This is a genomic window from uncultured Campylobacter sp. (assembly GCF_938045405.1).
Taxonomy (GTDB): Bacteria; Campylobacterota; Campylobacteria; order Campylobacterales; family Campylobacteraceae; genus Campylobacter_B.
The window spans coordinates 1-19,183 of sequence record NZ_CALIMW010000069.1 but is presented as its reverse complement, the minus strand read 5'-3'; the positions used below and the strand labels follow the sequence as shown (position 1 = coordinate 19,183).

Annotated in this window: 18 protein-coding genes; 7 read left to right on the top strand and 11 right to left on the bottom strand. The window is 49.8% G+C overall.

The window, feature by feature from the left end; translation table 11 throughout:
- Positions 1 to 50 precede the first annotated feature (50 nt).
- Together Q0140_RS02375 and Q0140_RS02370 are read left to right on the top strand one after the other, a co-directional pair.
- Complete coding sequence (locus tag Q0140_RS02375; protein WP_297961382.1) at positions 51 to 737, top strand: SapC family protein; 687 nt, start codon at positions 51 to 53, stop codon at positions 735 to 737.
- A gap of 207 nt (positions 738 to 944) precedes the next feature.
- On the top strand, positions 945 to 1,109 hold the full coding sequence (locus tag Q0140_RS02370; protein ID WP_297961379.1) for a hypothetical protein: 165 nt from the start codon (positions 945 to 947) through the stop codon (positions 1,107 to 1,109).
- A 15-nt stretch (positions 1,110 to 1,124) separates the two neighbouring features.
- On the opposite strand, the gene Q0140_RS02365 is transcribed toward Q0140_RS02370, so the two are convergent.
- From Q0140_RS02365 to Q0140_RS02335, 7 genes are all read right to left on the bottom strand, one after another.
- Complete coding sequence (locus tag Q0140_RS02365) at positions 1,125 to 1,472, bottom strand: hypothetical protein (RefSeq protein ID WP_297961376.1); 348 nt, start codon at positions 1,470 to 1,472, stop codon at positions 1,125 to 1,127.
- Positions 1,473 to 1,991: 519 nt separating this feature from the next.
- Positions 1,992 to 2,174, bottom strand: coding sequence for a hypothetical protein (locus Q0140_RS02360; protein WP_297961373.1), 183 nt, complete (start codon positions 2,172 to 2,174; stop codon positions 1,992 to 1,994).
- A gap of 96 nt (positions 2,175 to 2,270) precedes the next feature.
- Positions 2,271 to 3,509, bottom strand: coding sequence for a peptidase T (gene pepT / locus Q0140_RS02355; RefSeq protein WP_297961370.1), 1,239 nt, complete (start codon positions 3,507 to 3,509; stop codon positions 2,271 to 2,273).
- Between the two features lie 12 nt (positions 3,510 to 3,521).
- On the bottom strand, positions 3,522 to 4,865 hold the full coding sequence (gene dcuC / locus Q0140_RS02350) for a C4-dicarboxylate transporter DcuC (protein ID WP_297961367.1): 1,344 nt from the start codon (positions 4,863 to 4,865) through the stop codon (positions 3,522 to 3,524).
- 11 nt (positions 4,866 to 4,876) lie between these two features.
- On the bottom strand, positions 4,877 to 5,575 hold the full coding sequence (pepE, locus tag Q0140_RS02345; RefSeq protein WP_297961364.1) for a dipeptidase PepE: 699 nt from the start codon (positions 5,573 to 5,575) through the stop codon (positions 4,877 to 4,879).
- Positions 5,576 to 5,585: 10 nt separating this feature from the next.
- Positions 5,586 to 6,902, bottom strand: coding sequence for an amidohydrolase (locus Q0140_RS02340; protein ID WP_297961361.1), 1,317 nt, complete (start codon positions 6,900 to 6,902; stop codon positions 5,586 to 5,588).
- Positions 6,903 to 6,912: 10 nt separating this feature from the next.
- Positions 6,913 to 8,151 carry a M20 family metallo-hydrolase gene (locus Q0140_RS02335; protein ID WP_297961358.1) on the bottom strand — a complete coding sequence of 413 codons (1,239 nt, stop codon included), beginning with the start codon at positions 8,149 to 8,151 and terminating at the stop codon, positions 6,913 to 6,915.
- Positions 8,152 to 8,387: 236 nt separating this feature from the next.
- On the opposite strand from Q0140_RS02335, the gene Q0140_RS02330 reads away from it, so the two are divergent.
- Positions 8,388 to 9,389, top strand: a complete 1,002-nt coding sequence (locus tag Q0140_RS02330) for a hypothetical protein (RefSeq protein WP_297961355.1) — start codon at positions 8,388 to 8,390, stop codon at positions 9,387 to 9,389.
- 560 nt (positions 9,390 to 9,949) lie between these two features.
- Here the strand turns inward: Q0140_RS02330 and Q0140_RS02325 are convergent.
- From Q0140_RS02325 to Q0140_RS02315, 3 genes are all read right to left on the bottom strand, one after another.
- Positions 9,950 to 11,287, bottom strand: coding sequence for an acetyl-CoA carboxylase biotin carboxylase subunit (locus Q0140_RS02325; protein ID WP_291938702.1), 1,338 nt, complete (start codon positions 11,285 to 11,287; stop codon positions 9,950 to 9,952).
- On the bottom strand, positions 11,284 to 11,742 hold the full coding sequence (accB, locus tag Q0140_RS02320) for an acetyl-CoA carboxylase biotin carboxyl carrier protein (protein WP_291938704.1): 459 nt from the start codon (positions 11,740 to 11,742) through the stop codon (positions 11,284 to 11,286). Before accB ends, Q0140_RS02325 begins: the two co-directional genes overlap by 4 nt.
- 374 nt (positions 11,743 to 12,116) lie before the next feature.
- Entirely contained in the window at positions 12,117 to 13,115 is a 999-nt protein-coding gene (locus Q0140_RS02315) for a type II asparaginase (RefSeq protein ID WP_297961443.1), read from the bottom strand.
- Between the two features lie 174 nt (positions 13,116 to 13,289).
- On the opposite strand from Q0140_RS02315, the gene dcd reads away from it, so the two are divergent.
- Genes dcd through Q0140_RS02295 form a run of 4 tightly spaced genes read left to right on the top strand, consistent with a single transcriptional unit; the run spans position 13,290 to position 18,420 of the window.
- Positions 13,290 to 13,853, top strand: coding sequence for a dCTP deaminase (gene dcd, locus Q0140_RS02310; RefSeq protein WP_005871523.1), 564 nt, complete (start codon positions 13,290 to 13,292; stop codon positions 13,851 to 13,853).
- Between the two features lie 3 nt (positions 13,854 to 13,856).
- Positions 13,857 to 16,088 carry a type I DNA topoisomerase gene (topA, locus tag Q0140_RS02305; RefSeq protein WP_297961352.1) on the top strand — a complete coding sequence of 744 codons (2,232 nt, stop codon included), beginning with the start codon at positions 13,857 to 13,859 and terminating at the stop codon, positions 16,086 to 16,088.
- Positions 16,085 to 17,284, top strand: a complete 1,200-nt coding sequence (locus tag Q0140_RS02300; RefSeq protein ID WP_297961349.1) for a metallophosphoesterase family protein — start codon at positions 16,085 to 16,087, stop codon at positions 17,282 to 17,284. The genes topA and Q0140_RS02300 overlap by 4 nt, the downstream gene beginning before the upstream one ends.
- Positions 17,257 to 18,420: a cation:proton antiporter gene (locus tag Q0140_RS02295; protein ID WP_297961346.1), complete on the top strand. Its 1,164-nt coding sequence runs from the start codon at positions 17,257 to 17,259 to the stop codon at positions 18,418 to 18,420. The genes Q0140_RS02300 and Q0140_RS02295 overlap by 28 nt, the downstream gene beginning before the upstream one ends.
- A gap of 118 nt (positions 18,421 to 18,538) precedes the next feature.
- Here Q0140_RS02295 and Q0140_RS02290 read toward each other — a convergent pair whose 3' ends face one another.
- Positions 18,539 to 19,000 (bottom strand): hypothetical protein, encoded by a 462-nt coding sequence (locus tag Q0140_RS02290; RefSeq protein ID WP_297961343.1) that lies wholly within the window; start codon positions 18,998 to 19,000, stop codon positions 18,539 to 18,541.
- Between the last annotated feature and the right edge of the window lie 183 nt (positions 19,001 to 19,183).

The window sequence follows — 19,183 nt, the reverse complement described above, 5'->3', positions numbered from 1 at the left end:
ATTTTAATATTCTTTTTTATATAATTGCTAAAATTTTTTAAAGGATCAACATGACCCCAGTCGTATTAGATAGCGTTAAACACGCGGATTTGCAGTATCACGCGGATGCATTCCCTACCGCGCCTTTCGTGCCGGTGATCGCACCGGAGATCCCGTTTTGCGCAGACAACCTCGTTATCGTATTTACCATCGAAAAAGAGCCCAAAATGGTGGCGCTGCTAGGGCGCACCAAAAACGTTCTAATCGATAAGGATTATAAAGGAACGGTGCCTTCTTCGGTGCAGAATTATCCGTTTTTCTTAGCCCAGATCGGCGAGCAGACTGCGATCTGCTTCGATGAGGACGCACAGCAGATCAAAGGCGATGGCGAGGCGCTTTTTAAAGACGGCAAGCCGACGCCGTTTTTGGAAAATTTAAAAGAGGTAATGAAAAATTACGCCGATTTGGATATGCGCACGCGTGTTGCGGCGGCGGAATTTCAAAAGGCGGGGATTTTAGAAGCCAAGGAGCTTGGCATCAACTCTAGCGGCAAGGAATCGTCTCTGCTAAACGGCTTTTCGGTCGTAAATCGCGAAAAGCTTTTGAAACTAAGCGATAAAAAACTTGCGGATTTTGCGCGCCGCGGATATCTGGAGCTAGCGTATTTTCACTTAAAAAGCCTTGCAAATTTTCAGCGCCTAGGCGATAAGATCATGCAGCTTGACCCGCCGACCGCGCAGAAAGAAGCGAAAAAATAGACCATTTTCGCCTCCTAAGTAGCTCATAATTTTTAGGATTTAATATCGCGGATTTATAAAACTTGCAAAACTTACGATTGTTTCGGGGTTTGAAGTTGCCATAACCGCATGCGAGCTTGAAGCCCTAGGAGGCTTTATTCGCGGCTAAACTAAATACACCGCAAATTTAGTCCTAAAATTTTAGCATAGGGTTTTATAACAAAAATTTTGCAACAACGCAGTACGCAAGATTCCACGCTTAAAATTTCAAGCGAGAAATTTTACTATAAAATTCTATTAAATTTAAAATTTAATTTAAGCAGATCAATTTATAAAATTTTATCCACACTGCCTAAAACTTTAGTTTTAAATTTAATCCTGCTCTCGCACTAAAATTTTACTCGCGATTTATAGAAATTCCCGCGGCTCGCAAATTTGTACGCCGCGGGCGATACTTGCGCCGCTAAGCGGTCTAAATTTGCCGAACACGCAGGCGGGCAGCAGTTTAAAAACCGCTGCCGCAAGCCGCTCTAGCAGGCGAGCATCAGGTTTCTCACCGAGGATTAGCGGCAGATGAGCGATCTGGAAGTCCTCAAAACCAAGCTCGCTCGCGCATCGCTCAACCTGCTCTTTGGCGCGCAGATAAAAGCTTAGCGAGCTCTCTTTCGCACTCGAAGATGATGCGAGTGCGAAGCGCCGCGCGCCCACTGACTGCTTGCCCCACTTTGCCGCCGCATAGATGTAGTCTACATCCATGAGCAAAACGCCTCATGCGAATCCATCTCTTCATCATCATACCTAGCGCGCAAAAAATTTCATCAAAAATTTATAAGGTGCGATATCCTAAATGCCATCAAAATCAATGATCCGCATGCAAAACTTAAAACGGTAAAAGTCCGTCTGGCGGTGCGCCCATGCCTCTACCTCATCATAACCCGAGCCATCACAAAGCCCGCGCACCAGCTCCTTACCCACGACCCCTATAGTACCTAGTACAAGGGCGGATTTCTTATTTTCATTCCCTGAATTTCTTTAAATTTTAACGCATTGTGCGGTTAAATTTTACTTTTACCGTGCCAAAAATTTCGTCTAGTTTGCAAGTCGAGCCCGAAAATTGCGCGCTTGAGCTCGCATCGCAAGTCAAATCCATAGCTCACGCGTTAAATTTCAAAGCCACGTTCGGCGCGAAATGTACATCAAATCAGCTTAAATTTTATAAGACTATACGCAGTCTAGAAGTTGCCGTTTCATCGCGACGCGCTAAAAGCGTAAAAATTACCATCTGCCCGCGTAGTCAAATCGCGCAGCTTGTAAGCTAAACTCGAAGTTGTTTCGATCCACCGCACCCACGCACGCGTCGCTATCATAAAGCGCAAGCAGAAATTCCACCATCTCCTCGCTTGAATGATAGCGCTTAAAAGCAACATCGTAGTCGTAGCCGGTATCATCCGTCGCCACGGGGCCAAAAATTACGTCCTGCAGGGTAAAATTTCGCGGCGGAATGAACGAGCTAAATTAAAATCAAATCTGCGCGCGGAGTAGAAAGCGCCCTAGCTAAGCTCGCGCCTCTTTTGCCGCTAACGTTATAATCCGCTTAACCACCTCGCTCGCCGCTTTTAAAGAGCCTACGGGCAGGTATTCGTAGATCGAGTGGAAATTATGCCCGCCGGTAAAGAGGTTCGGGCACGGCAGCCCCTTTGCGGAGATGACGGCGCCGTCGTAGCCGCCTCGCATAGGCTTGATCTTGGGCTCGATGTTTAGGCTTTTAAAGGCCTGCTTCGCAAAGCGTATCGCGGGCGCATCGTCGTTTTTCAAAAAGTTATAGACGTTTTTATAGCGGTCGTTTAGCGAAATTTCGATCCGATCGCCCCAGATCGCGCGAAGCCCGTCCGCCGTCTTTTGCAAAAATTCCATACGCTGCTCGTATCTTTTCTCGTCAAATTCCCTCACGTCGATCTTTAGGACGGTCTTTGCGCTGTTGCCGCTAAGCTCCTTGACCCAAAAATAGCCCTCCTTGCCCTCGGTGTATTCGGGCGCCTCGCCCGCGGGCAGCAGCGAGATAAACTTATGCGCCAAAAGCAAGGAATTTACGAGCTTGCCCTTAGCGTTCATCGGATGAGCAGATTGGCCTTTGAAGGTAACGACGCAATCGCCCGCGTTCCAGTTCTCGTAGATAAACTCGCCGATACCGCAGCAATCAAGGCAGTAGCCAAAATCCGCGCCTATCTCGCTTACATCTAGCGCCTTTGCGCCTAGCAAGCCCTGCTCCTCGTCCGGCACGAAGCAAGCGATTATCTCGCCGTGCTTGATCTGCGGATTTTGGACGAAAAATTCCAGTGCATTTACGATCGCTGCGATCGCCGCCTTATCGTCGGCACCTAGCAAGCTGGTGCCGTCCGTTACGATGATCTCATCTCCTTTATAATCTTGCAGCTCCTCATTTTCGCTCTCTTTAAGATAGATCCCAAGCTCTTTATTCAGGCAGATATCGCCGCCTTCGTATCTTACGATCTGCGCTTTGGTGTCGCCGCTCTGCTCGGCGCTGGTATCAAGATGGGCGAAAAACGCTATGCTCGCAGCGGGCGTGTCTAAATTTGAGGGAATTTTAGCGATCAAAATCGACCTCTCGCTAAGGCTTATATTTTTTATGCCCAGAGCTTCGAGCTCGCTTTTTATGAGCTCTGCAAGCTCAAGCTCCTTGGGGTTTGAGGGCATTATGCCCGCAGCGCCCGCAGCTCTATTTGTGGTGGTGTTGATCTTGGTGTAGCTCAAAAACCTCTGCACGATATCCATATTAAGCTCCTTTTACAGAATGAAAAATGCGATGACGCAGACGGATAGAAACATCCCTAGAGCCGTTCTTTTAGCGATCTGAATAGGGCTTACCATCGCAAGTCCCGCGCAAACGATGCAAGCGCCTGCAATCGGCGATGCGCTCCTGCCTAGCGCGCCGCTTATCGCAACCGCCATACCGAGCTTATCTTGCTCAAAACCCAGCGCGTCGGCGTGCACGGTCACCGCGGTGTTAAACGCCATCGCCGCCGCATCTCCCGAGCCCGTCACGACGCCCATAAAAAACGGAACGAAGGTGCCGCCGAATTTTACGTAGCCCTGTTCGCCCTTTAACCACTCGATTACGAAATCGATCGCTCCGCACGCGCTAAGTCCCGCGACGAAGACGCCCGCTGCGATGATGATACCCATGATATCGGCATACGCGCTACCCATACCTTTGAAAAATTCTTTCGTGATCTTTTGAGGGTTGCTCAGAGTAATGACGATGGTGACGATAGCGCCCAGTAGCATCGCCTCGGCGACGCCCATCTTCGTCCATTTTAGGAAAGAGACCTGATTTAGGCTCGTGCCGCCGATTACTAAGATCACTAGCGGCACTAGCGGCATAAGCGCGTATAAGACGTTTATCTTTTGAGGTTGCGCGTCTAAATTTGAACCGTCGGCTGAATTTGACGCAACGGAATTTGCGCCGCCCTCTTTTTGTGCGAGATAATTCACCCCCTTGGTGTAGTCTTTGCAAACTATCGCCGTTATACTCATTACGATCAAAACCACGATCAAAGCGGTAATCGCGCTAGAAAACTGCACCCCGATGACGTCTTGAACCGTGTAGGATGGGTTGTGCGCCTTTACCATATCGGCGACAAATACGTTGTGCGCCGAGCCCGGGCTTAAAACGCTACCGAAAGTTCCCGCAAATACCACAGCTCCCGCCATCTCTGGTTTAACGCCCGCAGCCATCATCACGGGGATCAGCGTAGCGCCGACCGCAGCCGAGCAGCCCGCAGCGGAGGGGATCGCAATATTTATGAAATACGTAAGCGCCACGACGATAGGGATCAATAAAAATCCGATATTTCCAAGAGGTCTGGTTAGTAAATTTACGAGCGCGCGGTCGCAGCCGGTAAATTTCATCACGAAGGCAAAACCCATGCTGGCGCAGATCGCCTTAATAAGCCCCGCCTTGGTCATATACGAGGTAAAGGCGCCCAGCCCGTCCAGCGGCTTTAGACAAAGCACGCACAGCACCAAACCCACGCCGATAAGCACGGTTTTAGTATCCTTTTTCATGATTAGCAAAGCGACGACTGCGACGATACCCGCAAGCGCCAAAAATAGCCTAAACGTCTGCACGATAACTCCTTTTAAATTTTAAATTTACTTCCCACGGCGATGCGCGAGATCTCTTTTTTATACCTGAATTTCAGCACGTCCGCATGCCCCATCACCTCGCACTCGTTTCCGTTTATCAAAAACGCGCTGCCCTCGGGCATAGCATAGACGCTGTCGTTTTGATTGACGATCAAAAACTCCTCCAGCCGCTCCTCCCTGCTCTCGCCGTTGTGGTTTGAAATTTTACCGCTTATGAAGTGCGGATTGATCTGATACGGAAAGATCCCAAGAGCCACCGGCGAAGGCGGGAAGACGATCGGCATGTCGTTGGTGGTCATCATCGTCTTACCCGCGACGTTTGCGCCAGCAGACCAGCCGAAATACGGCGTACCGCCGTCCACGGCGTCTTTGATCGCGCCTAAGAGATCAAATTTATAAAGCTCATTTAGCAGCACGAAGGTATTACCGCCGCCGATGCAGATCGATTTGGCATTTTTAACGGCGGCTTTCATATCGGCGAATCGGTGAATCGATCTGATATTGTTACTCTCCAAGCAGTCCGCGACCTTCTGCTCGTATTGTTCGTTTGTGCGCCTAACGCCCGCAAACGGAATGAATAAAATTTCATCCTCCCATAACCTGCCTAAAAATTCCCTGATCCACCCCTTGCAGTGGTTCAGATAGCCGCTGTCTTTATAACTGGAAGCGCTTAGAAGTAGTGCTCTTTTCATGCCGCCTTCCTTAAGCTTTGCCGTTTAGCTTATACGCGCAGCGCAGATACACGTCCACTCCAGCAAGCAGTGAGTCCTCGTCAAAGTCGAATTTGGCGTTGTGATGACCCGCCGCAAGCGTCGTGCCGATCATCAAATATCCGCTCTTGCCGCCCGCATCTTGCACCGAGCGCATAAAATGTGCGAAGTCCTCGCATGCGCCGAAGCTTAGCTCTCTTACGATCTTGTCGTTATCGATAAACGGCGATGCCTTCGCCGCATCCTCGTAAAGCTGCGTGGTAGCCTCGTCGCTATCGCCGCCCGCGGTGCCGCCCGTAACCTGCACGTCGTAGCTAACGCCGTAAATTTTAGAAACGCCCTCCACTATGTCCATGCACTTGGCCTTCATAAACTCATTCAGCTCCGTGCTCTCGCCGCGCGTCTCGCACGCGAGATAGCCGTTAGGCGCGATGACGTTGCGTCCTTCACCCGCGCGCAGCACGCCGACGTTGATACGCGTGACGCCGTCTGCGTGTCTAGTGATGCCGTGCATATCAAGCGCCATCTCGGCTGCGGCAAGCAGAGCGTTGGCTCCGTTTTGCGGCGCGCCCGCGGCGTGAGCGGACTTACCCTTTAAATTTACGTCAAATTTAGTGGTCGCAAGTAGCTTTTTGGTGCCGCAGACGATGCCTCTCATCGTGTTTGCCTGAAAGCCGATATGACCGCCAAGCAGATAATCCACGCCCTTGGTAACGCCCGCAGCTTCCATGCCTACGGCGCCTCTGGTGCCCTCCTCGGCGGTTTGAAAGATAAATCTAAATTTACCGCTAAAATCGTCTAGGCTCTGCGCGATCAGCTTTGCTAAAGCAAGCCCCATCGTGATATGCCCGTCGTGCCCGCACGCGTGCGTGATGCCGCTAATGTCGGAGCGAAAGCCCTCCTTAAAAGGGCGGTGATCCGCGTCCGTGCTCTCGGTCACATCCACGCCGTCTATGTCAAATCTAAAAGCGACCGTCTTGCCCGCACGCCCCGTGTCTATTTCGGCCACGAGACCCGTTAGCCCATCCTCCATCGCATCAAGAAATTTTATCTGATCCGCGTTTAGCAGCCCCTCGGCGCGCTGCTTCGCCTTCTCGCAGGCGTCCTTACTACCTACGCCCTGCCTGGCTTCAGCTTTCACCACTTCGCGACCGAGCTTTATCTCATAGCCCAAGCGCTGCATACGATCTGCGATAACGGCGGTCGTAAAAAAGGTAAACCAGCCCGTCTCGGGATGCGAGTGAAAAAACCTGCGATCCCCGATCATCTCGCCCTTGAGCGCCTCTACTTTTTGTGCGATAGCATCCATTTTTTCTCCTTTATTTTTTGGCTAAGCTTAACATCGCCGCGGCTAGAACCTTCGTAGCGGCAAACGCGTCGTGCCAGTTTATGCTTTCATTTACGTTGTGGCTGATACCGTCCTTGCACGGTACGAAAAGCATCCCAACGCGATCCGCAAGCTCCGTCATATTCATCGCGTCGTGTCCCGCACCGCTAGGAAGCCTCAGGCTTGGAATTTTAAGCTCGCCGGCGCAGCTCTCAAGCAGATCTATCATCTCCTCGCTTAGCTTTACGGGGCGATCTTTGATGAGATTTTTTAGTTCAAATCTGCACCCTCTGCGAGCGCAAATTTCATCTATCGCGGCGCAAATTCGATCGTCCGCTGCCCTGAGCGCATCCCCATCTATATCGCGTATGTCAAGACCTAGCGTGCAGGAGCCCGGGATCACGTTTAGCACGCCGGGAAGCGCGTTTGCATAGCCCGTCGTCGCAACCGTGGTTTTACCCTCCTTTGCGATCCTCTCCGCGCTTAAAATGATCTCGCTAGCGCAAGCTAGGGCGTCGCAGCGCATATCCATCGGCGTAGCGCCGCTGTGATCGGCTCTGCCCTCGATCCGCAGCTCGTATCGCACGGGCGCGGCGATACCCGTGACGATGCCTACTGGGATGCCGCGTCGCTGCAATACCGGTCCCTGCTCGATATGAAGCTCGATGTAGCTATGAAAGCTGGATTTGGGTAGGACGCAGCTTTTTAAATTTGCGGGATTTAACCCAAAATCTTGCATGGCGCCAAATAGCGAAATTCCGTCTTTATCCTTTAGCTCGCCTAGCCGCTGCCGCGAGAGCTTGCCGCTGATTATCTTGCTGCCTACGGTCGCCATTTTAAAGCGGCTTGATTCCTCGCAAACAAAGACGATGAGCTCCAGCGGGCGCGCAAGCCTCTCTCCGCTATCTCGCACCGTGCGGATCGCCTCCAAAGCGGCCATGACGCCTAGCGTACCGTCGTAAAAGCCGCCCTGCGGCACGCTATCGATATGCGAGCCCGCGCTGACGGACGGTAGATCGTGATTTTTAACGCCTTCAAATTTAGCGAAAATATTGCCCGCATCGTCGATTTTGATCTTGAAATTTTCTTTTTGAAGTAGCGATATGAGGAAGTCGCGCGCCTCTTTATCCTCGCGCGAAAACGCAAGCCGCGTAAGCCCGCCGCCCGCCAAAGCCCCAAAGCGGCTTATCTGCTCGAACTCGCTTTTAAAGCGCTGTATGTTTATCTCCATAAATTCCCCTTTTTTAAAAAATTTATGAATACGGCATTTTAATATCAAATTTATATAACGAAGCTGAAATTTGCCTATCGCGGCGGCAAATATGGCGCTAAAACGGCACGCGAGCAGAGCTGTTTTAAAATAGCGTTTAAATTTCATTTTGCCTTTTAGGCTTTAAAATCTCGACGAGCCTACTTAACTTCAGACTAAACGGATATAATTACCGCAAAATTTAATGAGGAGCAAGGATGGAACAGGGCTCGCTAGAGGGGCTTTATGAAAAGCTAAATGAGCTTAAAAGCGTGATAGATAAGGAGGAGTGTCTATTTGACGCGATAAGAGACGCCGTAGAAGCGGGAAATTTCGAATTTGCCGCGCAAATTTGCGACTTTGTTTTAAACGACGAATTTGAAAAATTCGGCGCGTTTTTAAGAACCAGAGCGCTCTTATGGCTCACGGACTACATCGCGCAAAATTTAAAAGAAAGCGAATACCCGAATTTCGACGACTTTGAGAGCTGCCTATGGAAATTTAAATGGATCGTCTCGGGCGTCGCCAAAAGCTCCATGATAGAAAAGGAGCTCATAGACGAGGCAAACGAAGCGATGCTGTTTTACTACGAGCGCATGGAGCTCTCGCTGGCTGCCTACTACAAGGCCTTGATGAATCAAAACATCGACATGGGCGATACTAGAGAGGCGAAGGCAAACTACGAGCTGTGGAAAAAGCTCGCCAAAGACGATATGGCCGACTGCGAGGCATGCGAAGCAAGCGATGAGATCGCGTATCTGTGCTTTGTCAGCGAGCATGAGGCCGCGCTAGAGCTTGCCGCGCCGATACTATCAGGCGAGCTAAGCTGCTCCGAGGTGCCGCACATAACCTACGCGCCGATACTTTTTAGCATGATAGCGCTAGGTAGGACCTGGGAGGCGAAAACCCTGCTACCCAAGGCTGCGGCGACGATCGAGTCAAATCCTCGCGTCATAAATCAGATCGCGCCGCTAATCGAGATCGCCGTTAGGCTGGATGAGCGCGAGACGGCGCTAAGCTTAGCTCGCAAACACTCGCACGCCATACTCGATAGCAACGACGATCTGAACGACCTGCGATTTTTTATCGCAGTTAGCGCGTTCGGCGATGAGGGCGACTACAAAACGGCTTTGGAACTGGCGGGCAAATTTGACGCTAGAAATCAAAACTTCTACTACGCCGATTATCTGAATAAATTTTACGAGGAATTCGGGGTTTGAAATTTTGACAATTTGAGAATCTGAAATGTTCTGTTCGTAAAGCAGAACACCATTTCTTAAGCGCGTGCGACGAGATAGTTTAAAATTTGCAGCTCGATACTCTTTTTCATACTCGCAACGGCAAGCGCGGTCAAGTTTACGCCGAACGGGCATTGGCGGCTCGTGCGGTAAATTTATACCGCTACTCGCTCATCGGCAGCCGGTCGCCGAAATAGATGATAGAGCGCATGCATGGCATTAAATTTTAACTAGATCGGTCAGACGAAAACAAATATTTGCGGTAGCAAGACTCGTATTCTAAATTTCAACCGCCGCAGAACGTAAAATTTAAACCAACCCCGCCGTCAATCTCGCTGTTAAAACATATAAGCGGCAACAATGGCGTATCTCGCGCCTTATCACTTAGATTTAGCAGTAAAATTTTAAGCGCGGCGCAATAAAATTTTAAAACAAAATTTCAAGTAGTTTTGTAAATGAAAAATTTAAAGCAGAATCTTGAATGCAGAATTTCAAATAAATTTTAAAATTCCAAGAGAATTTCATCCCTTGGAATTTTAAATTTAATGCTTGGCTAGGTAATTTGTGTCGTAGTTATTATCCACGAAATCGGGGTTGTTCATCATCCTAAGATGAAAATCGCGCGTCGATTTTATGCCGCCGATGATGAGCTCATCTAGCGCGACTTTCATCTTCGCGATCGCGCGCGCGCGGTCCTTGTCGTAAACGATGAGCTTGCCGATCATGCTGTCGTAGTAAGGCGGCACCGAGTAGCCCTCATAAACGTGGCTATCCATACGCACATTTCTGCCGCCCGGAGCGACGTATTTTGTGATTTTGCCCGGGTTTGGCATAAAGCTTTTGGAGTCCTCGGCGGTGATACGGCACTCAAGCGCATGTCCGCTAAATTTTATCTCGCTTTGAGGCAGCAGCTTCTCGCCCTGTGCGATACGGATCATCCACTCGATCAGATCGAGCCCGCTTCGCATCTCGCTTACGGTGTGTTCGACCTGCAGGCGGGTATTCATCTCGATGAAATAGAATTTCTTATCCTTGCTGTCGTACAAAAACTCAAACGTTCCCGCGCTTGCGTATCCGATCGCCTTAGCGGCGCGAACCGCCGTTTCGTGCAGGCTCTTTCGCGTCGGCTCGTCCAAGATCACGGCTGGGCTTTCTTCGATCAGCTTTTGGTGGCGGCGCTGCATCGAGCAGTCGCGCTCGCCGATATGCACGACGTGTCCGTGCTCGTCGCCTAATACTTGAACCTCGATGTGGCGGGGGTTTGTGATATATTTTTCCATATACATCGTACCGTCGCCGAACGCGCTCATCGCTTCGCTCTCTGCCGACCAAAAGAGCTTTTCGATATCCTCTTCACGCTCGACCACGCGCATTCCGCGTCCGCCGCCGCCGGCTGCGGCTTTGATGATGACGGGATAGCCGATTTCAGCGGCTAGTTTGCGCGCCTCTTCGACGCTTGCGATCGCGCCGTCACTGCCCGGCACTACGGGGATGCCCGCGCGCATCATCACTTGCTTAGCCTTGCTCTTATCGCTCATTAAAGTCATCGCCTCGACGCTTGGACCGATAAATTTAATGCCGTGCTTAGCGCAAATTTCGACGAAATTTTGACTTTCGCTCAAAAAGCCGTATCCCGGAAATATCGCGTCGGCTTCGGTTAGCTCGCACGCCGTGATGATCGCGGGGATATTTAGGTAGCTATCGCTGCTGCGCGGTCCGCCTATGCAGACCGACGCGTCGGCGTATTTGACGTAAAGCGCGTCCTGATCGGCGGTGGAGTGCACGACGATGGCTTGCTTGCCCATCTCTTGGATCGTGCGAAGCGCTCTGAGCGCTATCTCGCCGCGATTTGCGATTAGAATTTTTTTAAGCTCCCTCATAGCTTCTCGACCTCAAACAGCGCCATAGCGTATTCGACCGGCTGTCCGTCTTCGACGAGAGCTTTTTTGATGCGGCAGTCGAATTCCGCTTCGATCTCGTTCATAATCTTCATCGCTTCGATGATGCCGATCGTATCGCCCTTATGCACGACCTGGCCTACGCTTACGAACTCTGCCGCACCGGGACTTGGCGCTTTATAAAAAGTACCTACCATCGGGCTGTCGATCGTATCCATCGCGCCTTTTGAGGCGGGCTTATCGCCCACGAGCACATTTACCGCAGGCGCAGCAAGCTGCGGAGCGGGTGCCGGTGCGGCGAGCTGAGGCGTACTCCCACCGCATGGGCCATATTTTTTTATCTCGATCTCAAAATCTTTATCTTTAATTTTTAGCTCGTTAATGCCTTGCTTTTCTCCGAAAAAGTCCATTAACTCTTTGATTTCTGCTTTTGTCATAAATTTCTCCTGAAAAAATTTGCGAAATTTTAGCTAAATTTTTATAATTGTTTCTTTAAATGGATTTTTGCGGGACTTTTAAGAAGTGCAAAGCGAAATTTACGACAGAATTTGCGGACTGATTTTAAGGATTTATAGGCTGCAATTTGCCTCGTTCATTTTAAGCTCGAACTTCGCAAGCGAGACACGAAATTTTGCCGTAAGGGCGCAGGATGATTTTAAATCCTTTAAAAATTTAACGCTTAATTTTACGACCGAAATTCTACGCCAGGCTCAGAGCGCGAAAATTCCGCGCCTTGCTTTTCTTTAAAATTTTATACCGAAATTTATTTTAAAACCTCGCGCCGAAATTCTATCAGCGTGGGGTTTCTGCGTTAATGTGTCGCAAAAAAGCTCTGAATTTTCGCTTTATCGCTCGTTTTGCTAAGAGCCAGCATCAATAGTACGCGCGCCTTTTGCGGATTTAGATTGTCTGCGGTTAGAAAGCCAAGTTTTGCGTCGTCCACCTCCGAGCTAACGCTAGTTGAGCCGCTGCCCGTGCGGCTTGAGCGCACGACGATCACGCCCGCTTCGCTAGCTTTTGCAAGCGCAGCCTGCAAATCCGGATATAAATTTCCATTGCCTACGCCCGCTACGATAATGCCCTTAGCGCCCTTTTGCACCGCTGCATCGACCAAATCGCCGCTATCTTGCGCGTGTCCATAGATGATATCGACGCGCGGCAAGGCCTTGATGTCCTTGATATTAAATTCGCTTGCGACGGTGTGTTTGCGAAGCGGCGCCATATAGAAATTTACGACGCCATAATTTACGGTGCCGATTTTGCCGGAATTCGGCGAGGCAAAAGCCGCAACGTTAGTAGTATTTGTTTTCGTAACCTCGCGCGCGGCGTGAATCTCGTCGTTCATCACTACAAGAGCACCCTTTTCACGAGCGTTTTTATCTGCCGCGACGGCAACGGCGTTGTATAGATTAAGCGGTCCATCAGCACTCATCGAGTCTGCGTTTCGCATCGCGCCCACCAAAACGATCGGTTTTTTAGATTTTACTACCAGGCTTAAAAAATATGCCGTCTCCTCCATCGTATCGGTTCCGTGCACGATGACGACGCCATCGACATCGTTTTTAGTAAGCAGTTCGCTTACGCGGTTTGCAAGCTTGAGCCAAATTTCATCATTCATCTCCTGCGAGCCGATATTTGAAATTTGCTCACTTTTAATCGTAGCTAAATCCCCCAGCTGCGGTACTGCCGCTAAGATATCTCCTACGCCCTTAGAGCCTGCGGTATAGTTGCCCTCCGTGGCACTTGCGCTGCTTCCCGCGATCGTACCGCCGGTAGCTAAAATATAAATATTTGGCTTCGCAGCAGCCAAAGATGACGCGATAAAAAACGTAATAAACGCAAATTTCTTGAGTAGTCCCATAGTTGCTCCTTAAAAAGTGATAAAATTTTTATAATTTAAGCAAAATTCTAGCATAAAATTTTTATTATATTTTATTTTGCTGCTATAATGCGCGAAAAATTTTGATTATTTTAAGGAAATTTTATGGGACTGAAAAGCGATAAATGGATCAGACAGATGTCGCAGCAGCACGATATGATAGCGCCCTTTTGCGAGGAAAATATCGGCCGCGGCGTCGTTAGCTACGGACTTTCCAGCTACGGATACGACATACGCGTAGCGCGAGAATTTAAAATTTTTACAAACGTCGGCGGAACGGTCGTCGATCCTAAAAATTTCGACGCAAAAAACGTCGTGGATTTTGAGGGCGACGTCTGCATCGTGCCGCCGAATTCCTTCGCGTTAGCGCGCACCATCGAATACTTCAAAATGCCGCGCGACGTGCTTGCGATCTGTCTGGGCAAAAGCACCTACGCGCGCTGCGGCATCATCGTAAACGTAACGCCCTTTGAGCCCGGTTTTGAGGGACATATCACGATTGAAATTTCCAACACCACGCCGCTGCCTGCAAAAATTTACGCGAACGAAGGCATCGCGCAGGTTTTGTTTCTGCAAGGAGATGAGCCGTGCGAGGTGAGCTACTGCGACAAAAAGGGCAAATACCAAAGCCAAAAGGGCATCACGCTGCCTAGAATTCTAAAGGATTAAACAATGAAAAATTTAATCATCGTAGAATCCCCCGCAAAAGCCAAAACGATTAAAAAATTCTTAGGCGCCGATTACGACGTAATCGCGTCTAAAGGCCATATCCGCGATCTGCCGCAGAAAAAATTCGGCATTAAAATCAAAGATAAAAGCTTCGAGCCCGAATACGAAATCAGCGCCGATCACGATCAGATCGTAAAGCAGATAAAGACGCTCGCCAAAAAGGCGGATCAAATTTACCTCGCGACGGACGAGGACCGCGAGGGCGAGGCGATCGCCTATCATATCGCAGCTTCGATCGGCAAGCAAGCGCAGGAGCTGCCGCGCATCGTATTTCACGAGATCACCAAAAGCGCGATCTCAAACGCGCTAAGCTCGCCGCGCAAGCTAAATATCGCGAGCGTAAACGCCCAACAAGCGCGCCGCCTGCTCGATCGCATCGTGGGCTACAAGCTAAGTCCGCTTTTAAATTTAAAGATCCAGCGCGGCTTAAGCGCGGGTCGCGTCCAAAGCGCCGCGCTTAAGATCGTCGTCGATCGCGAGCGTGAAATTTTAAATTTTAAGCCGGTAGAATTTCACAGCATCGATGCGGTTTTTAAAAAGGACTTAGAAGCCGAGCTCGTGGAGTTTCGCGGCAAAAAGATGGAAAAGCTTTCGGTTAAAAACGCGGCGCAGGCTAGCGAGATCGTCTCTGAGCTGCAAAAAGACAGATTTAGCGTAGAGAGTATCGAGAGCAAATCGCGCAAGACAAACCCATACCCGCCGTTTATGACCTCGACGCTACAGCAGGCGGCGAGCACGGCTCTGGGCTTTAATCCGCGCAAGACGATGAGCCTCGCGCAAAGCCTTTACGAAGGCGTCAATACCAAAAACGGCGGCGCGATCACCTATATGCGAACCGACTCGCTAAATATCGCTAAAGAAGCGATCGCGGCGGCTCGCGAGCTAATCGGCGAGCGCTTCGGCGAAAAGTATCTGCCGAAAAGCCCGAATTTATACGCCACCAAAAGTAAAGGCGCGCAGGAAGCGCACGAAGCGATAAGGCCTACCGATCTAAAGCTTACCCCCGAGCTCGCGCAAAAAATCCTGCCTCGCGACGAATACCGCCTTTACGCGCTCATCTACAACCGCTTCGTAGCCTCGCAGATGAGCCCTAGCGTCTCGCAAATCCAAACGATCATCGTGCGCGGCGAAGAGGGCGCGTTTAAGATCAGCGGGCGCAAGGTGGAATTTGACGGATTTTACAAAGCTTACGGCGATCTGGATAAGGATAAAATTTTACCGAGCCTTAGCGCGGGCGACGCGATGAGCCTGCAAAGCCTAAGCTCGCAGCAGCACTTCACCGAGCCGCCGGCGCGCTATTCGGAAGCAAGCCTCATCAAAAAGCTCGAAAGCCTCGGCATCGGCAGGCCCTCGACCTATGCGCCTACCATCTCGCTGCTTACTGCGCGCAACTACGTAAATATCGAGCAAAAGCACCTGGTGCCGAGCGAGATCGCCTTTAAGATCACCGAGATGCTGGAGCAAAATTTTAAAAACATCGTCGATAGCGAGTTTACCTCCAAAATGGAAGAGAAGCTCGACGATATCGCCGAAAACAAAGCGGACTGGCAGCAAATTTTGGCAGATTTTTACTACCCTTTTATGGACGAGATCGCCAAAGGAAAAACCTCGATCGCAAGCCAAAAGCTAGCCGAAAAGATCGGCGAAACCTGCCCGAACTGCGGTGGCGAGCTACTTAAGAGGCAGGGCAGGTTCGGCGAGTTCATCGCTTGCTCGAACTATCCGAAATGCAAATACTCGCGAAACGCGGACGCTAGCGCCGAGGGGGCGAGCGAGGAGAAGGCGGCGCCCGAAGTGTTAGATGAGAAATGCCCGCAGTGCGGTAAAAATTTGATCAAGCGCAAGGGCAGATACGGCGAGTTTATCGCTTGTGAGGGCTATCCGAAGTGCAAATACTCGCGAAAAATCGAGGGCGCGGCAAAGGAGAAAAAGCCGCTGCTCTCCACGGGCATCAAGTGCCCGAGCTGCGGCACGGGCGAGATCGTAGAGCGCTTCTCCAGACGCGGCAAATTCTACGGCTGCACGAACTACCCAAAATGCGGCTTTGTGAGCAACTACGCGCCGATTGCGCGCGCGTGCCCGCAGTGCGGCAACTCATACATGCTCCGCAAAGAGCTGAAAAAAGGTAATTTCGCCGAGTGTCCGCAGTGCAAGCTTAAAGAAGAGATCGATTGATAATAGGCGTCATCTCGGACTCTCATCGCGAAACAAAGGTCGCTGCCAGCGCCATAGAGTGGCTGCTCGCGCGAGGCGCCGACCTGCTCGTGCACGCAGAGGGCATCGTCGAAAGCGAGACGCTGCGGCTTTTGCGACAAAGCGGCAAGCCCTACTTTGCAGTTCTTGGCAACAACGACGAAGCGCTTGCGGAGCTAAAAAATGAGTTTAACCTGCACGATGAGCCCTTTTGCACGGAGTTTACGGGACTACGACTAAAAATAATGCACCATCCGTTTTATCTCTTTGACGAAGAGCCCGCAGCGCAAAATGAAGCAGACGGATTAAATTTAAACGCGGATTTAGGCGCGGGTGCGGATCGGGCGGCAAATTTTCGCAAGGATTTCGGTGCGGACCTAGCCAAAAATTCGGGCTTTAGCGACGAAGCAAGCTGCGGCGTAAATTTAGGCTCAGGCTGCGGAGCGGATCGCGAAGAAATTTTAATCGCAAATTCTAAAATGGCGGCTTGCTCGGCAAATTTAAACTCAAATTTTAATGCTGCGAATGTTGATAAAATTTTAAATGGCACGCGCCGTGCAGACGAAAATTTCAAAAACGCACATAGCGCAAATTTAAAAAGCGGGCAGTCCGCAAGTTTAAATGTGAACTTGAGCTTGAATGCAGGCGTGAACTCAAACGTAAATTTAGACTTAGATTTGAATGCAGACCTCGCTTCGAGCCCGAATGCAAATTTAAACTCAAATGCAAGCGCAAATTTAGCCGCTGATATGAGCCCAGATATGAATTCTAAAGCAAGCTCGGGTGCGGATCGCGCAGTAAATTTAACGGCGCCGAGCTTAAGCGCGAATTTATCCACACCAAACTCGTGCGTGAATTTAGCCGCGCTGAGCTTGGGCTCAAATTTGACCGCAACTTCGGGCCCTAACGCAGGCGGCAAAAGTAAAAATCGGGGTCCGTGTGTGCGCGGCGAAGATAAAATTTCAACTATCAAAATTTACGGCCACACCCACTATTTCGCCGCGGCGGTGGATAAAAACGGCGCGCTCGTGCTAAATCCTGGCGAGATTTGCGGGCGCAAAAAGCGTCTTTTCGAGTTTGCCTACGTCGTGGCACAAGGCGGGAAGCTCCGCGTATTTCACGTCTGTGCCGCGCCTGAAAAAGCCTTAAAATGGCGCGAACGCGAGATAAAACTATGAATGAAATTTACGTCCTAATCGCGCTATCTTTTTTGATCTTTGCTTCGCCCTTTTTAGCTAGCTTAGCTAGAATTCCGCTCTCGCCTATGGAGATCATGCTTGGCATTATAGCCGCAAATTTAGGGCTTTTGCCGCCAAGCGCGACCTTCGATCTAGCCGCGCAAATCGGCTTTTGCTACCTTATGTTTTTGGCGGGCTGCGAGGTGGATTTCCGCGCGCTGCTTGCGATGCCGCGTAAAATTCTGCGGCTGATCCTAATCTTTTTGGCGCTGCTTTATATCCTAAGCGCGCTTGCGGTTTGGGTGTTTGAGCTGCCGCAGATGCTTATCATCGCCGCGCCTCTGATGAGCGTCGGGCTGCTTTCGGCGCTGTATAAGGAATACGGCAAGGATCAAGCGTGGCTCAATCTCGCGATGCCCGCGGGCGTAATCGGCGAGCTCATCAGCATCGCCGCCCTCACGGTGGGCGGCATCTACCTTAAAAACGGCTTCGGCGTGGAGATGGCGCTTCACATCGGCGCGCTTTTGGGCTTTTCGGCGGCAGCCTTGGCGGTTTTTAAAGGGCTTGAAATTCTATTTTGGTGGTTCCCCGCGCTAAAAACGGTCATCATGCCCAAATACGACAAAAACGAAAAGGACGTGCGATTTGCGATGGCGCTGTTTTGCCTCATCTGCGCGGGAGTGATGCTTTTGGGGCTTGAGGTCGTCATCGGCGCCTTCATCGCAGGCACCTTTCTGCCGACCTTTTTCTCTCACAAGGACGACCTCATCGAGAAGTTATCGTCGTTCGGCTTTGGCTTTTTGGTGCCGATATTTTTCATACACACCGGAGCCGTGATCAAGCTAGAAGCGCTCCTTATGCCCGGAGTGATGAGCTTTGCCGTAAGCCTAGCGGCGCTGATGTTTGGCATCAGACTGCTTGCGAGCGCTACGTTTTTAAGCACCCTGGGGCGCAAAGGCGCGGTGCTTTTCGCGCTATCGCTATCTATGCCGTTAACCCTCGTCATCGCCACGGCGACGCTTTTTTACTCCACCGCCGCGATCTCGCAAGAGATATACTTCGCGATGATCATCGCCTCGCTCATAGAGGCGCTCGCGTCGATGATTTTGATAAATTTTATTTACAAGAAATTTTAGGGCGGGAATTTTGAAATTACAGGACTTTGTAATTTTAGAATTTCAGAATTCTGCGAAATTTTAGAATTCTATGAAATTTGATTTGGTACGTGATTGGAATAGAGTTAAATTTAAAGCCCTATTTTACGCTGCGATCGGTTAAATCTTGTAGTTCCATAGTGTAGTTTGGAATTTGCTCCCATATGCCATCATATCCATATGTTTGCAAAGCATTATCTAGAAGTATAATTATTTCATCCCTTGAAATCAATTTAGTTTGTTTTGGATTTAGATCAAGTAGCTGCCAAATTCTATAAAATTGCTTAGGTCTTAGCGCCCTATTGATGTCATAATCAAGGACAACTTCAATAATTTCACCTTTATAATATAAAATCCAAATAGCTTTAACAAGAGTTCCATGTTCATATTCAGGATCGGGGAAATAAAAAATATCCCATAGCCAACAATCAAGTTCCTTGTTTATCACCCAATCTTGTTTATTGATAAAAACTTCGCGTTTCGGATTATATTTGTAGTAAATTTTACTCAATCCATACTTCTCATCATCCTCTTTGGTGATGATTGTATTTTCAAAAGCCACTCTCTCTTCCTCAAGAAATTTTAATAATTTTAGATTTTACGATCGGTTAGGTCTTGGAGCTCCATGGTGTAGTTTGGGATTTGCTCCCATACACCATCATATCCATATGTTTGCAAAGCATTGTTTAAAAGTATAATTATTTCATCCCTTGAAATCAATTTAGTTTGTTTTGGATTTAGATCA